This window comes from Candidatus Pseudomonas phytovorans (genome assembly GCA_029202525.1).
Classification (GTDB): Bacteria; Pseudomonadota; Gammaproteobacteria; order Pseudomonadales; family Pseudomonadaceae; genus Aquipseudomonas; species Aquipseudomonas phytovorans.
In genome coordinates this window covers 2,425,179-2,440,671 of record CP119325.1, presented here as the reverse complement: position 1 = coordinate 2,440,671, position 15,493 = coordinate 2,425,179, and the positions used below count along the sequence as shown (strand labels likewise).

The window sequence follows — 15,493 nt, the reverse complement described above, 5'->3', positions numbered from 1 at the left end:
GGCAGCCTCCCTAGCTGATCCCTGGTGACAGCGGCCCTCTCATGGTCGGAATCCTGCATGATCCCTAAACGCCTTACCCGTCGCGCCGTAACCCTCGCGCTGAGCCTGATCCCGGTGGCCGCCTTCGCCACGTGGCAATTGCTGCCCGGCGAGGCCGATCAGCGGCCTTCCGTCAGCGTCAGCCGCGGCAGCATCGAATCCAGCGTTACCGCGCTGGGCACCCTGCAGCCCCGCCAGTACGTCGATGTCGGCGCACAGGCCTCCGGGCAGATCCGCACCTTGCTCGTCGAGGTAGGTGACACCGTCAAGCAGGGGCAGTTGCTGGTGGAAATCGACCCTGCCACGCAACAGGCCCGGCTGGATGCCGAACGTTATGCCATCCAGACCCTGAAAGCGCAGGTCGAGGAACAGCGCGCCGAGCATGTCCTGGCCGGCCAGCAGTTACGGCGCCAGCAGCGCATGGCCAGCGACGGCGCCACACGCGACGAGGATGTGCAGACGGCGCAGGCCAAGGTGCTGACGACCCAGGCGCGTATCGCCATGTACCAGGCGCAGATCCTCCAGGCGCAGGCCACGTTGCGCAGTGCAGAGGCCGAGCTTGGCTACACGCGCATCTATGCCCCGATCGGCGGCACGGTGGTGGCTGTCGATGCACGTCAAGGGCAAACATTGAACGCCCAGCAACGCACCCCACTGATCCTGCGGATCGCCAAGCTGTCGCCGATGACGGTCTGGGCCGAGGTCTCGGAAGCCGACATCGGCCAGGTCAAGGTCGGCATGCAGGCCTACTTCACCACCCTGGGCAGCGGCGGCAGGCGCTGGACCAGTACCGTCAGGCAGATTTTGCCGATTCCGCCCAAGCCGCTGGATCAGCTCAGCCAAGGTGGCGGCAGCCCGGTTGCCGCCGGTGGCGCAAGCGGCACCGGCACCGGGCGTGTGGTGCTCTATACCGTGCTGCTGGACGTCGAAAACGATGACAACGCACTGATGGCCGACATGACCGCGCAGGTGTTCTTCGTCGCTGGCGCCGCCAAGGATGTGTTGACCGTGCCCATCGCCGCACTACAGGGCCGCACCCAGGGCGAGGGGCTGCAGACTGCCCACGTGCTGACCGGCAAGGGCGACGTTCAGACGCGCCAGGTGCGCACCGGGCTCAGCGACCGCCTGCGCGTGCAGATACTCGAAGGGCTTGATGAAGGTGACAAGCTGCTGATCGGCCCTGTCGGCGGCGAGGGTTGACATGAGCACTGCGCTGATAGAACTGGTCGGCATCCGCAAATCCTACGGCGGCGGCGACAGCCCCAAGGTCGATGTATTGCGCGGCATTGACCTGAAGGTGCATGCCGGCGAGTTCATCGCCATCGTTGGCACCTCGGGCTCCGGCAAGTCGACCCTGATGAACATCCTCGGTTGCCTCGACCGCCCAAGCGCCGGGCATTATCGTTTCGCAGGCCAGGATGTTGCTTCCCTGAGCAATGACGAACTGGCCTGGTTGCGCCGCGAAGCGTTCGGGTTCGTGTTTCAGGGCTATCACCTGATCCCGTCCGCCTCAGCGCAGGAGAACGTGGAGATGCCGGCAATCTACGCCGGCACCAGCGCTGGCCCGCGTGCCGAAAGGGCGCAGGCCTTGCTGCAACGCCTCGGCCTGGGAGAACGCACCGGCAATCGCCCGCGCCAGCTTTCAGGTGGCCAGCAACAGCGGGTCTCCATCGCCCGGGCGTTGATGAACGGCGGCCACATCATCCTCGCGGACGAGCCCACGGGTGCGCTGGACAGCCACAGTGGCACCGAAGTCATGTGCCTGTTGAACGAACTGGCCGAGCAGGGCCATGTGGTGATCCTGATCACCCACGACCGCGATGTTGCCGCCCAGGCGCAGCGCATCATCGAGATCCGTGACGGCGAAGTGATCAGCGACAGTGGCGCCCACCAGGCGCCGCCACAGGCCCGCTCAGGCGCACTGCAGGCAGATGAGCTGGCACGGCGCCTGGAGGGCGCCGACAGCCAGGCCAGCCCTTGGCTGGGCGAAACCCGCGACGCGCTGCAGGCTGCCTGGCGTGTCATGTGGAGCAACCGCACACGCACCGCACTGACCTTGCTGGGGATCATCATCGGCGTCGCGTCGGTGGTGGTGATGCTGGCGGTGGGCGAAGGCAGCAAGCGTCAGGTGATGGCCCAGATGGGCGCGTTCGGTTCGAACATTATCTACATGAACGGAGCCGCTCCGACACCCCGCGCCCCACCCGGCGACGTACGCCTGAGCGACGTGCAGGCGCTAGCCGAGTTGCCACAGGTGAAATCCATCATGCCGGCCATGACGGTGGAAGCACAGGTACGCTTCGGCAATCGCGACCTGGAATCGACCATCGGTGGCTATAGCCCGGTGTTCCCTACCCTGATGAGCTGGCCGGTCAGCCACGGCAGCTTCTTCACCGAAAACGACCTGGCAACAGCCGCTACCGTGGCAGTCATCGGCTCTGAAGTGCGCAAGAAGCTGTTCGAGGACGGCCAGGACCCGATCGGCCAGTACATCCTCATCGAGAACGTGCCTTTCCAGGTGATCGGCGTGCTGGCCAGCAAAGGCTCCAGCGGCGCCAACCAGCGCAACGACCTGCGCATTGCCGTGCCGTACTCGGCAATATCCATACGCCTGTCCGGCACGCAACACCCGGAATACGTGATTATCGGCGCCGCCGACAGCACCCAGGTGCATGAAGCCGAACGGGCGATACGCCAGCTGATGCTGAGCCTGCACAATGGCATTGAAGACTTCGAGATCGACAACAGCGCGGCGATGATCCAGGCCGAAGCCGCAACGCGCAACGGGCTGTCGCTGATGCTTGGCGCAATTGCCGCCATTTCGCTACTGGTTGGCGGCATCGGCGTGATGAACGTGATGCTCATGACCGTGCGCGAACGCACCCGCGAAATCGGCATCCGCATTGCTACCGGCGCCCGACAACGCGACATCCTGCGCCAGTTTCTGACCGAGGCCGTGGTGCTTTCGTTGACCGGCGGCCTGATCGGCGTCTGCCTGGCGCTGCTGATCGGCGTGGTACTCAGCCTGGCCCAGGTGGCCGTGGCGTTTTCCGCCTTGGCGATAGTGGGTGCCTTCGCCTGCTCGGTCGCCACCGGCGTCATCTTCGGCTTCATGCCCGCGCGCAAGGCTGCCGCCCTCGACCCTGTCGCCGCCCTGACCAGTGAATGACCATGACCAGAACCCCGCTTTTTTTCCTGCTGCCGTTGCTGCCCCTGCTGGGCGCCTGCAGCCACACCCCTGCGCCATTGGACAGCGGCATCGCCGCACCCGCCAGTTGGCACACTCCGGCGGGTGGCACGGTTGCCTCGACGCAATGGTGGACAAGCTTCAACAGTGCTCAGCTCAGTCAACTGATCGAGCAAGCCAGGCAAGGCAGCCATGACCTGCGCGCCGCCATGGCCAGGGTCAGGCAAGCCCAGGCCGACCTGCGTATTGCCGGTGGCCCGCTGCTGCCGAGCCTCGACGCCAGCGCTGACGCCTATCAGCAACGCTTGCTGCGAGGCCAGGGCTACAGCGAACAGGACGCTTCCAGCTACAAACGCACCTACCGCTACTTCAACACCGCCCTGACAGCCAGCTACGAGCTGGACTTCTGGGGTGGTAATGCCGCCGCCCGTGACAGCGCCCGGTTTGGCCTGCAAGCCACTGCACTTGATCGCGATACGCTCGAACTGAGCCTTACGAGCAGCGTTGCCGAGACCTACCTCAGCGCCCTCGCCGCTCGCGAGCAGGCCCGCATCGCATCGCTCAACCTGGAAAATGCCGACAAGGTCCTGAACCTGGTGCGCACGCGATTCCAGGCCGGGTCATCGACGGCGCTGGAACTGGCCCAGCAAGAGAGCCTCGTGGCCAGCCAACAACGACAGTTGCCGCTCTACCAGCAGCAAGCACGCGATGCGCAAATCACCCTGGCAACCCTGCTTGGTGTGCCGGTGCAGGCAGTCGAGCTTGCCGATCAGCCTTTCGATCAACTGAGCGGCCCGAGCATTGCCGCCGGCATTCCCAGCCAGTTGTTGACCCGGCGCCCGGACATCGCTGGCGCAGAAGCGCGCCTGGCTGCGGCTCAAGCGGATGTAACCGTTGCGCGGGCGGCGCTGTTCCCCACGGTGAGCTTGACGGCCAGCCTGGCCACCGGCGATAGAAAAGCCATCGACCTGCTGCGCAACCCGGCGCTTAACCTGGGTGCCGGCCTGACTGCGCCCATTTTCAACAATGGCGCATTGCGCGCCACACGTGATCGCGCCATCGCTCGCCAGGAAGAGCTGCTGGAAGCCTATCGCGGCGTGCTGATCACCAGTTTCGGCGAAGTCGAGAAAGCCCTGAACAGCGTCGACGGCCTGGACCGCCAGACGCGCTGGCAGAACGAAGAGCTTGCCCAGGCCCAGCGCGCCTTCGACCTGGCCGAGAACCGCTATCGGGCCGGGGCCGAAGACCTGCTCAGCGTGCTGGAAGCGCAGCGCAGTCTGTTTACAGCACAAGCCGAGCGGGTACGGCTGCGCGAGGCACGGTTGCAGGCCAGTGTGGCGCTGTACAAGGCATTGGGCGGGGGGTGGATGGCGGGTACGACGCTGGATCTTCAGCGCCGGTGAAATCGAGCGCCGCCCGCGCGGCGCATCGCGGGACAAGCCCGCTCCCACATTTGTTGCAACGTGGCCATGCCTGTGGGCGGGGCGCTGTTAGCCTTGGTGCATGCCTTCAGACAGGCGAGGCGGCGGCAGCGCCAGCCTTGAGCTCGAACCGGCCTAACAAGGCCGACAACCATGGCCTCACAGGCATGGCCACGTTGCAACAAATGTGGGAGCGGGCTTGTCCCGCGAAGCGCCGCGGGGGCGGCGCTCGATTTCACAGGCGCTGAAAATGCTGCGTCAAACACCCCGACAACCCCCGCGACCCACCCCTTACCATCCCCTTCACAACCCATCACGCCGCGGCCCTGGCGCCAGATGGCGCGCATACCACGGCCGCTGCGGCACTCTGCCGGCCAAGCGATCGCCGTCTTCTTCAGGGCTGAAGATGACCTGCAGCGCCAGTTTCATGGTCTCGATGTCCAGTTTCCCGCTGCCACCCCCATTGCCCAGCCCCCAGGCACCGCAACCGTCTCGGGTCGGCCCCAGCCAGGGCTCGGCCACGCGCACCCAGCGCCCCGGCGCAAACCACGGGATGCCGTCGATCATCCGCGGTTTCACTTCCCCCGGGTGCGCCTGCTGGTGGGCCAGGTACCAATCGTTCAGGCGGTCGTCGATCCAGCCATGAAAAGCCCAGAACACGGGGTTCACATGAGAGGAAAACGGGTCGCCAAGGAAGTCGTTTTCGGCGCGGAACCAGCGCTCGGAAAAGTCGTAATTGCGCCGGCCGTAAGGCATCGGGTAGTCCGAATTCGGATCTCGCCCCAACGATGCCCAGCGCATGTGCAGCCAGTCGTGGATACCCAGTTCGATGCGCGAACCCAACTCCCCCAGACACAAGGTACTGAGGTACTCCGGGTCATGCAGCTGGGCCTCCCATAGCTGGAAGTTGGCGTGCAGCCCCTGGCTGCTCTTGACGTAGTACAGCCACTGGGTGAAGGCATCATCGCCAGCCGCCTGCCAGTTGGGCGGGACGCTGTAGCCGTCGCGATTGTCGAGGTAATCGAAGAACGCCTGAGCCCCATGCCCGATCGAAGGCCGTGCCGCAGGCAGGCTGGGCCAGGAACGCAGGTCCTGGACCTTGCGCACGCCATGCAGCATGTGCCGATGCATGAACAGAAAGTCCTCGCCGGAGCCGTTGCGATGGCGGTCATGCCCGCGGGCGTTGCGCTCCTTGCCCAACGGGCCGACCTGCCAACCCAGCGCCCGCACCATCTGCCGCCGTGATTCATCGATACGGTGCCAGCGATCGCGGCTGGCATGCCAGAGCTGATGGTAGTAGCGACGCTGTGGCGAGATAAGGTCTTCGTGCAGCGCCGCCACGAACGGCAGCCGCTCACGCGCCAGCACGAACGGTCGGCGGACGGCGACAAAGCCCGCCTGTGCGCCGGAGCGCCCTGCCTGGGTGCCTGCCAGGCGTACTTGCCCGCTCAGGGTTGCGCTGCCTCCGCCCTCGCTCCAGTCGCCCCATATTTCATCCAGCACGGCGTCGCAGTCATAGGCTTCGCCAGAGCCGGATATCAGCTTCAGGCGCACCGCCGGCAAGCGGTCCACAGCCAGCTGCCCGTACACCTGCAAGCCCTGGTCGCCATACGGCGCCGTGCCCAGATAGCCGCGCACTGCGCGGGCACCCTGCCCGACGTCGAGCAACAGCTGCTGTGGGCGGGCCAGCTCGGCCAGTGCCGGGTGATCGCCCGTCAGGCGCCAGTCCCAGATCCCGACCAGGCGTTCACCCAGCAGCGCATTGGGCAGGTCATCGACCGGTACAGCAGGTTCGTCACTGCTCAGCTCCGCTTCCTGGGCCCGCTCCCACTCCTGCCATGCGTAATAGCCGGCAGGCAGTGCTACACCGGCGGCAACCAGGCCTGCGAGGATCTTTCGACGTGACACTTTCATCCACTGTACTCATGACATGACTCCTGCTGCGAAAACGAATGGTCGACGAAGCGATTTAGAGGGTTGCTAAATTCTCTTGGCCTCGGCTCGTTTCACCCAGCAAGTTCGAACGGCATGGGGCCGTCGTACAGGCGGTCGAGTACGCAATGAAGAAACAGGCTTTGTTTTCCCGCAGATGGCCATGGGCACTGGCACTTCTGCTCGTGCTGCTGGTGGCCGCAGGCGCCTGGTGGTACTGGGTGTACCTTGCCCGGCACCCCTACGGTCGCGAGATCGAGCAGCGGGCCAACGACCTGCAGGCGCGCATACCGGCCCTGGATGCGCACCTCGACGTGCCGCTGAGCTATGGCACTGATGGCGAAGAAGCGAACCGCGACGGCCCGACCCAGTTCGACCTGGTGAAAGCCGGCAAGGGCCGCCTGAGCGGCGCCTCGATCGCGATCTGGTCATGGCCGGAATTCTGGAGCGGGCCCAACTGGCCACACCGCCCCACACCCGGGTTCGAGGCCGCGATGGCCAACGAACTGGAAGTGCGCTACCGGATCATCACCAGCATCGCCAAGGACTTCCCTGCACAGGCCGGCATCGCCTACACCCCGGCCGACTTCCGCCGCCTGGTCAGTGAAGGCAAGTTCGCCATCATCATCAGCCTGCTCAACGCCGCGCCCCTCGGCGACGACATCGACAAGCTTGACCATTGGGCCGCACGCGGCATGCGGGTATTCGGCCCGGGCTACGTCGGCAACAATAGCTGGGTCGACTCGGCGCGCCCGCTGCCCTTCCTGGGCGATTCGGTCGACCCGCTGGGCGGGCTGTCCGACATCGGTCGCCGCGCCATCACCCGGCTCAATGACCTCGGCGTAGTCATCGACGTTTCGCAGATGTCCAGCCAGGCACTGACCCAGGTCACCCAGCTGAGCCGGGCGCCGGTGATGGCCTCGCACACCGGCGTGCAAGGCCTGATGGACATTCGCCGCAACCTCAGCGACGCCGACCTGGCGCACATCAAGGCCACCGGCGGGCTGGTCAACATCGTGGCCTACTCCCATTACCTGAAGCCGTTCTCGCGCCCGACCATCGAGAAGATGAACGCCTTGCGCGCCAAGCATGGCTTGCCGGACGTACAGAACCAGACCCAGATGGGCACCACCACCGACCCGGTGTTCTCGATCTGGTCAGAGAAGAAATTCGGGGAATACCTCACCCCCTTCTACGAAATCCTCGGCGCCGAGCCCGAGGCCACCCTGGCCGACTATGTCGACTCGATCGATTACGCGGTCAAGAAAATCGGCATCGACCATGTCGGCATCAGTTCCGACTTCAACGACGGCGGCGGTGTGGTCGGCTGGGATAACGTCAGCGAAAGCCGCAACGTCACTGCCGAACTGATGCAGCGTGGCTATTCCGATGAAGACATTGCCAAGCTCTGGGGCGCCAACTTCCTGCGTGTGTGGGAAGCCGCCCAGAAAGCTGCCAAGCCAGCCCCTCCTCCCGTCGCCCACAACCCGCAAGGAACCCCATGAAACGGCTGACCTCACTGATTGCCCTCGGCTGCCTCTCGCTGTCGCTCGACGCCCTCGCTGCCGACCCGGCTGCACCGGGCAAGGTGTTCAAAGACTGCAAGGATTGCCCGGAAATGGTCGTGCTGCCCGCCGGCAGCTACGTGATGGGCACCCCCGATGACGAGCTGGGCAAACAGGACGACGAAGGCCCGTTGCACACCGTGACATTCGCCAAGCCCTTCGCCATGAGCCGCTTCCATGTGACCGCAGGGCAATGGCAGGCCTATGCCAAGGACACCCATACCGTGCTGCCCGACGGCGACGACCGCCCGGGCCGCCTGTGCAAGAACGGCAAGCCCAGCTACCCGCAAGGCCCGACCCAGCCTGCAGTGTGCATGACCTGGGATGAAGCGCGCGGCTACATCGGCTGGCTCGCGAAGAAGACCGGCAAACCCTACCGCATGGTCAGCGAGGCCGAACGCGAGTATGCGGGCCGCGCCGGCTCTACCGGCCCCTTCCCGTTCCCCTTCGACGAGGAAGGCGAATACCAGATCAGCAAGCATGCCAATACCTACGGGCCCCGTGACGGCTTCACCTACACGGCACCGGTCGGCAGCTTCCCGGCCAATGCATTCGGCGTGTACGACACCCATGGCAATGTCTACGAGTGGGTCGAAGACTGCTGGCATACCGATTATGTCGGCGCACCCACCGACGGCAGCGCCTGGACTACCGGCGGCACCTGCACGCACCGGCAGATCCGCGGCAACGACTACCTGGAGCCGCCCATCTTCTCCCGCTCGGGCAACCGCAACGAGCGCGAACCCGACGTGCGCGGTGACTGGCTGAGCTTCCGTGTAGCCCGTGCGCTCCAGGACGGTGAACACAACTGACATTCCACAGGGAGAGTGACCATGTCCGCTTTGAGCAGACGCCGTTTCGTAGCTGCAGCCACCTTGACCGGCCTGGCACCCGCCATACCCGCCATGCCCGTCTGGGCGGCGGGCGCAACGAGCACCCCCAAGGTGGACGACGACATCATCCGCCTGGACTACAACGAGAGCCCGTATGGCCCCTGCCCTGCGGCGCTAGAAGCGATGAACCTGGGTACGCGCCAGAGCGGGCATTACTTTCCGGAACATGAATATCGCCTGGGCGCGCTGTTTGCCAGCCAGCATCAGGTGCCCGAAGACCATGTGGCCGTGTTCTGCGGCTCGCGCTCGCCATTGCAGTACGCCCTGGCGCGTCACGCCGAACAGCGCAGTGTGGTCACCGCCGCGCCGACCTACGATTCGGTGGCCAATGGCGCCAGAGCGGTCGGCGCGACCGTGCACGAGGTGCCGCTCGATGCCCGTCACGCTCATGACGTACGCGGCATGCTTGCCGCCCAGCCGCAGCCCGGGGTGCTGTACCTGTGCAACCCGAACAACCCCACCGGCACACTCACGCCCCGCGCCGACATCGAGCACCTGGTCAGCCACAAGCCGGCAGGCAGCCTGGCGATCATCGATGAAGCCTACATCCACTTTTCCGACGCGCCTTCCTGCCTGGACCTGGCGGTCAGCCATGACAACGTCCTTGTGCTGCGGACCTTCTCCAAGCTCTATGGCATGGCAGGTGCCCGCCTGGGGCTGGCAATCGGCAAACCGGCATTGCTCCAGGGCCTGCAACGCCTGAACGGCTACAACTTCGTGCCGCTTGCCGCCGCCATGGGCGGCATCGCCAGCCTGCAACAGCAAAGCCTGGTCGAGGAACGCAAACGCATCAACCGACGCGTTCTGCACAGCACCACCGAGGCCCTGCAAAAGGCAGGGTACCGCTGCACCGACGCCCAGGCCAACTGCTTCATGATCGACCTGGGTCGGCCTGCCAAACCCGTGATTGAAGCACTCGCACAACAGCGAATCCGGGTAGGACGGGTGTTTGAGGCATGGCCGCAGTGGATGCGTGTCAGTGTCGGCACGCCTGAGCAGATGCAGGCCTTCCTGAAGGCGTTTATTGACGTCATGCACGGCTGAGAACAGCCGCCTAAATCGCCCCCCTGCGGCTTCGTTTAACACCTACCCAATAGCAGCGCATGCAAGGCGCTGCTCCCCCGCCAGCGTCGGCTGATCTACTCAGGAGCACATCATGTCCCAGCCCAACCGCGGCGCCGTGCAGGACCTCTTCGCCCTGCTCAAGCCGTTCAAATACACCGTCGCGCTTTCCGTCATCCTGGGCATGGTCGGCGGCCTCAGCATCACCTTCCTGCTGGCCACCATCAACCAGGCCCTGCACAACGAAACCGGCCTGACCCAAGGCGTGGTCTGGGGCTTCGCCGGGCTGTGCCTGGTGGCCCTGACCAGCTCGGTGCTCTCCGACATCGGCAGCAACCGGGTAGGCCAGAACATCATCGCCGCCCTGCGCAAGGAGCTGGGCGAGAAAGTGCTGTCTGCCCCCATCGAGCAGATCGAACGCTATCGCAGCCATCGGCTGATCCCGGTGCTGACCCACGACGTCGACACCATCAGCGATTTTGCATTCGCCTTCGCGCCACTGGCGATCGCCCTGACCGTCACCCTGGGCTGCCTGGGCTACCTGGCGATGCTGTCTTTGCCGATGTTCCTGCTAATGCTGGCTGCCATCGCAATCGGCTCCGTAGTCCAGTACATCGCCAGGTCCAAAGGCATTCGAGGGTTCGTCGCGGCACGCGATGCCGAAGATGAACTGCAGCGGCACTACAATGCGATCGCCGGAGGCGCCAAGGAGTTACGCATCCACCGCGCGCGCCGCCAGCGCATGTTCAGCCGCAATATCCAGGGAACGGCCGACCTGATCCGCGATATCCAGATCCGCTCCATCAATACCTTTGTCATCGCCAAGACCTTCGGCTCCATGCTGTTCTTCGTGGTCATCGGCTTGGCGCTTGCCCTGCAATCCTTGTGGCCTAGCGGCGACAAGGCAGTGATGAGCGGATTCGTGCTGGTGTTGCTGTACATGAAAGGCCCGCTCGAATACCTGATAGGGACGTTGCCTATTGTCAGCCGGGCCCAGATCGCCTTCCGCCGGATTGCCGAGCTGTCCGAACAGTTCTCCTCCCCGGAGCCGCATTTGCTGCTAGAGGACAAGGCCAGCCAGTTGCCCGTCCTGCGCACCCTAGAACTGCATGACGTGCGCTTTGCCTTCCCGCCGGTCGACGACAATGTGCCGTTCACCCTGGGGCCGGTGAACCTGCAGGTCAGCCAGGGTGACATCGTTTTCATCGTCGGCGAAAACGGCTGTGGCAAGACCACCTTGATCAAGTTGCTGCTAGGTCTGTACACGCCGCAAAAAGGCGAGATACGCATCAACGACCAGCCCATTACTGCCCTCAACCGTGATGATTATCGCCAGCTCTTCACCACCATCTTTGCCGATTACTACCTGTTCGACGACCCCTTCCTGGGGGCCCAGCAGGTGCCGGAAAGCGCTGAAACCTATCTCCAGAGGCTGGAAATCGCCCACAAGGTCAGCATCCGCGACGGCAGTTTCACCACCACCGACCTGTCGACCGGGCAACGCAAGCGCCTGGCGTTGATCAACGCCTGGCTCGAAGAGCGCCCGGTACTGGTGTTCGATGAATGGGCCGCCGACCAGGACCCGACATTCCGCCGCATCTTCTACACCGAGCTGCTGCCCGAGCTGAAGCGCCTGGGCAAGACAATCATCGTCATCAGCCATGATGACCGCTACTTCGATGTCGCCGACCAACTGGTGCGCATGGAGGCCGGGAAAGTGGTGGTCGAGGCGTGCGTCGCCTGATGCAATAAAAGAGAAATATTTGCATTCCGGTTTTTCACCGACCGTGCGTCATACCCGTAGTCAACATAAAAAAAGATCTGCCCAGCCTACCCACTCAACGTCTACAACGAGCACCGAAATGCCCACCCACCTTCGATTGAATCATTTGACCAAGGCGCTTGGCCTTCGACGCGCTTTCAACGCACAGCTGCCGGCACTGGCCCTGAGCCTGGCCCTGCCGCTGGCCGCCCAGGCGCAAGCGCAGCAACTGACTTTGAATATCCCTGCACAGCCAATGAGCTCGGCACTGCAGGCATTTGCCGAGAAGACCGGCGTGCAGGTGCTGTATGAACCTGGCGCCGTGCAGAACCTGCGCTCAGGTGCGTTGAACGGCCGTTACAGCCTGGATGAAGCAGTACGCGTGCTGTTCCGGGACAGTGGCCTGCGCTATCAGTTGCGCGACAATACCCTGACCTTGCAGGCGGCCTACGAAGATGACAGCGCAATGCTCCTCGATGCCACCAACGTCCAGTCCGCTACATTGGGCGCAACCACGGAAAACACCGGGTCGTATACCACCGGCGTGACCAGCACCGCGACCAGGCTGGGGCTGTCACCCCGCGAAACGCCCCAGTCGGTCAGCGTTGTCACCCGCCAGCAGATGGACGACCAGAACATGCAGTCCCTGGAAGACGTGGCCATGGCCGCGACAGGGATCAACACCGTCAAGGGTTTCGGCACTGAGCGCCCGCTGTATTACTCGCGAGGCTTCCAGGTGGACGACCTGCAGGTCGACGGCCTGCCGACAAGCGTGACTGAAAGCTTCTCGATGGACGTCATGTCCGTGAACAACATGGCCATGTACGACCGGGTCGAGATCGTGCGCGGCGCCAATGGGCTGCTGCAGGGTGCGGGGAACCCGTCGGCAGCCATCAACATGGTGCGCAAACGGCCCACCCGGGAGTATCAGCTCAAGGCCGAGATAGGCGCAGGTTCGTGGGATAACTACCGGACCCAGCTGGATATCGGCGGCCCATTGAATGCCGAAGGTACCCTGCGTGGCCGGACGGTACTGATGTACAACAACCGCAACAACTACCAGGACTACGCCGGCAAGGAAAACCAGCTGTTCTATGCAATCGGCGAAGCGGACCTGAGTGACTCGACCACCTTGACCGTCGGTGGGTCGCTGCAGCAGGACAACAACAACGGCTATGACTGGGGCGGATTGCCGACCCACCAGGACGGAAGTTTTTACGACTTCTCCCGCTCGACCTCCCTGGCTGGCAAATGGGCGTATCTGGACAAGCTGAACCGCAACGTCTTCGCCGATATCAAACACACGTTCAACGAAGACTGGAACCTCACCGTCGCGACCAATCTCATCTGGTCCAACGCGGACTTTCTGGCACAGGTTGGCTATCACACCGGCGAGACCGACTCGACGATGCAGTACTACCCCAACAGCGCCAGATACGATGACGAGCAGTTCAACCTGGACGCAGCGCTGAACGGTGCATTCCACCTGATGGGCCAGAAGCATGAAGTGGTCGTGGGGACAAGCATGCGCCGCGATCGCCTGCAGTACGTGACCGGCTCACCGGCCATCTTCCCCATCGTCGACGTCCTCGACTTCGACTCATCGCAATTCCCCAAACCGGAAATAGTCGGCGATCTCACAGCCAGCCACCATGTGCGCAAGGACAAAGGGATCTACGCGGCTACCCGCCTCAACCCTACCGATGACCTCCACGTAATCCTCGGCAGCCGCTTGAGCTGGGTCGATTACGATACCCAGGGACCCTGGGAAACCGACGGTTTCAAGGAAGACCGCAAGGTCATTCCGTACGGCGGCATCGTCTATGACATCACCGATCAGACATCGGTGTACGCCAGTTACACTGAAATCTACAAACTGCAAAGCAACTACAATGTCGACAACAAGCCGCTCGCCCCCACGACGGGTAGCAACTACGAGATCGGCCTGAAGAACGAGCTGTTCGACGGCAGGCTAAACGCCTCTCTTGCGCTGTTCCAGGTGGATCTGACAGGCTTGCCTCAGGTCATTCCCGAAGCAGGTCGTGTCTGCGGGCCGAACCGCGATGCACGCTGCTATACCGAAGGCGCCAAGGTACGCAACCGCGGTTTCGATGCTGAAGTGTCGGGTGAGCTGACGCCGGGCTGGAATGCCTCCGCGGGTTACACCTACAGCCACCCCAAATACGTTGCCGGCCCTGACAAGGGTGATACCTACGGTACGGAAAACTCGCCTCAGCGCCTGTTCAAGGCGGCTACCACCTACCAGCTGCCGGGTGAACTGGACCAGTTGCGAGTGGGTGCCAGCATTTATCACCAGAGCAAGCTGTACCTGAACAACATTTCCCAGAGCGCCTACAACCTGGTCGATCTGAACGCCAACTATCGCGTCGACCACAACTTCAGCGTCCAGCTGAACCTCAACAACGTGTTTGACGAGAAGTACTACACCGCCATCTTCAGTGAAAACACTGGCAACTACTTCGGCGCCCCGCGCAATTTCGCCATTACCCTGCGCTACGAAAACTGATCCGCCCCTACGCCCGCCACCTCCAAACCATGGCTTGGAGGTGGCGGGCGTATTGCCCTCAAGACGTATACGAGACCACTTGCAGAAGAATACCCAGCCCTTTCGGGCTGGGAATCACTCAGACATTGGCGATCAGCACACTCAGCCTGTCGACCAACTGCTCATAAACCGCCGAAACCTCTGCAGTCACCGACATCATGCGCAACAGGTCATGGGTCATGTCCTGTGCCAGGATGATATCCACGCCCACTCCGGATGCTTGCAACCGCTCGGCGTAAGCCTGTCCTTCATCCAGCAGCGGATCCAGGCCAGCCAACAGGACGATGGCGGGAGCGACCCCGCTCAGGCTCTCGGCCCGCAACGGAGAGAAACGCCAGTCGTGACGATCCTGGGGTTCGCGGGCATAGAGGCCGTAGAACCACTCAAGCGTTTCATCCTCCAGCAGGTACCCCTCCCCGAACAGGGTACGCGAGGCGTACACGCCTCCCGCATCCGTGACCGGGTAGCACAACAGTTGCCCGATCGGCTGGACCGCGGCAGCCTCGCCTTGCCAGGCGGCATGCAGGGCCAGAGCGGTGGCCAGGGTTGCGCCCACGCTATCGCCCGCCAGCACAACCCGCTGCAGGTCAAGGCCGTGGGCCTGGGCCACAACTGGCAGTGCTTCGAGCACATCCCAGCCGTCCTCGAAGGCCGTTGGGAAGCGGTGCTCGGGGGCCAGCCGATAACCTACCGAAACCACCGCACAACCTGATCGTGCGCACAGCTCACGGCACACACCATCATGTGAATCCAGGCTACCGACAACAAAGCCACCGCCGTGGAAATACACCAGCACCGGCAGTGGCCGGCCATCGGCCTGCGCAGGTTTGTACACGCGCAACGGCAAAGCCACACCGTCGCGAGCGGTACAGGTCAACGAATCGAGCGCCAGGTCCTGCGGCGCTGGCCAGCGCAAACGCTGCGTGGCCAGCTCGAAACTCGTGCGCGCCTGCACCGGGCCAAGCCGATGCATGGCCTGGTCCTGTGGGTTCATTGCAACCATATCGAGAAACGCTTCCAGATCGTTGTTCAACTTGATATTCCTTGGAAAAAACTGCCTGGCGCT

The 15,493-nt window shown here is 63.5% G+C and carries 10 protein-coding genes; 8 read left to right on the top strand and 2 right to left on the bottom strand.

The window, feature by feature from the left end; translation table 11 throughout:
• Nucleotides 1-57 precede the first annotated feature (57 nt).
• From P0Y58_10715 to P0Y58_10705, 3 genes are read left to right on the top strand one after another with little or no spacing between them, the layout of a single operon-like run.
• Nucleotides 58-1,239 carry an efflux RND transporter periplasmic adaptor subunit gene (locus P0Y58_10715; protein WEK32635.1) on the top strand — a complete coding sequence of 394 codons (1,182 nt, stop codon included), beginning with the start codon at nt 58-60 and terminating at the stop codon, nt 1,237-1,239.
• Nucleotide 1,240: 1 nt separating this feature from the next.
• A complete protein-coding gene (locus tag P0Y58_10710; GenBank protein ID WEK32634.1) occupies nt 1,241-3,208 on the top strand; it encodes a MacB family efflux pump subunit in 1,968 nt (655 codons plus the stop codon).
• Complete coding sequence (locus P0Y58_10705; GenBank protein WEK32633.1) at nt 3,205-4,629, top strand: efflux transporter outer membrane subunit; 1,425 nt, start codon at nt 3,205-3,207, stop codon at nt 4,627-4,629. Before P0Y58_10710 ends, P0Y58_10705 begins: the two co-directional genes overlap by 4 nt.
• A 321-nt stretch (nt 4,630-4,950) precedes the next feature.
• On the opposite strand, the gene P0Y58_10700 is transcribed toward P0Y58_10705, so the two are convergent.
• Complete coding sequence (locus P0Y58_10700; protein ID WEK32632.1) at nt 4,951-6,561, bottom strand: PvdJ/PvdD/PvdP-like protein; 1,611 nt, start codon at nt 6,559-6,561, stop codon at nt 4,951-4,953.
• 146 nt (nt 6,562-6,707) lie between these two features.
• Here P0Y58_10700 and P0Y58_10695 point away from each other — a divergent pair, with 146 nt between their 5' ends.
• From P0Y58_10695 to P0Y58_10675, 5 genes are all read left to right on the top strand, one after another.
• Nucleotides 6,708-8,084 carry a membrane dipeptidase gene (locus tag P0Y58_10695; protein ID WEK32631.1) on the top strand — a complete coding sequence of 459 codons (1,377 nt, stop codon included), beginning with the start codon at nt 6,708-6,710 and terminating at the stop codon, nt 8,082-8,084.
• A complete protein-coding gene (locus P0Y58_10690) occupies nt 8,081-8,956 on the top strand; it encodes a formylglycine-generating enzyme family protein (protein WEK32630.1) in 876 nt (291 codons plus the stop codon). The genes P0Y58_10695 and P0Y58_10690 overlap by 4 nt, the downstream gene beginning before the upstream one ends.
• 21 nt (nt 8,957-8,977) lie before the next feature.
• The gene (locus tag P0Y58_10685; GenBank protein ID WEK32629.1) at nt 8,978-10,081 is read left to right on the top strand and encodes an aminotransferase class I/II-fold pyridoxal phosphate-dependent enzyme; all 1,104 of its coding nucleotides are present in this window, start codon (nt 8,978-8,980) and stop codon (nt 10,079-10,081) included.
• Nucleotides 10,082-10,193: 112 nt separating this feature from the next.
• A complete protein-coding gene (locus tag P0Y58_10680) occupies nt 10,194-11,843 on the top strand; it encodes a cyclic peptide export ABC transporter (protein WEK32628.1) in 1,650 nt (549 codons plus the stop codon).
• Nucleotides 11,844-11,961: 118 nt separating this feature from the next.
• Complete coding sequence (locus P0Y58_10675; protein ID WEK32627.1) at nt 11,962-14,388, top strand: TonB-dependent siderophore receptor; 2,427 nt, start codon at nt 11,962-11,964, stop codon at nt 14,386-14,388.
• Between the two features lie 118 nt (nt 14,389-14,506).
• Here P0Y58_10675 and P0Y58_10670 read toward each other — a convergent pair whose 3' ends face one another.
• Nucleotides 14,507-15,466, bottom strand: a complete 960-nt coding sequence (locus tag P0Y58_10670) for an alpha/beta hydrolase (protein WEK33308.1) — start codon at nt 15,464-15,466, stop codon at nt 14,507-14,509.
• Nucleotides 15,467-15,493: the final 27 nt, after the last annotated feature.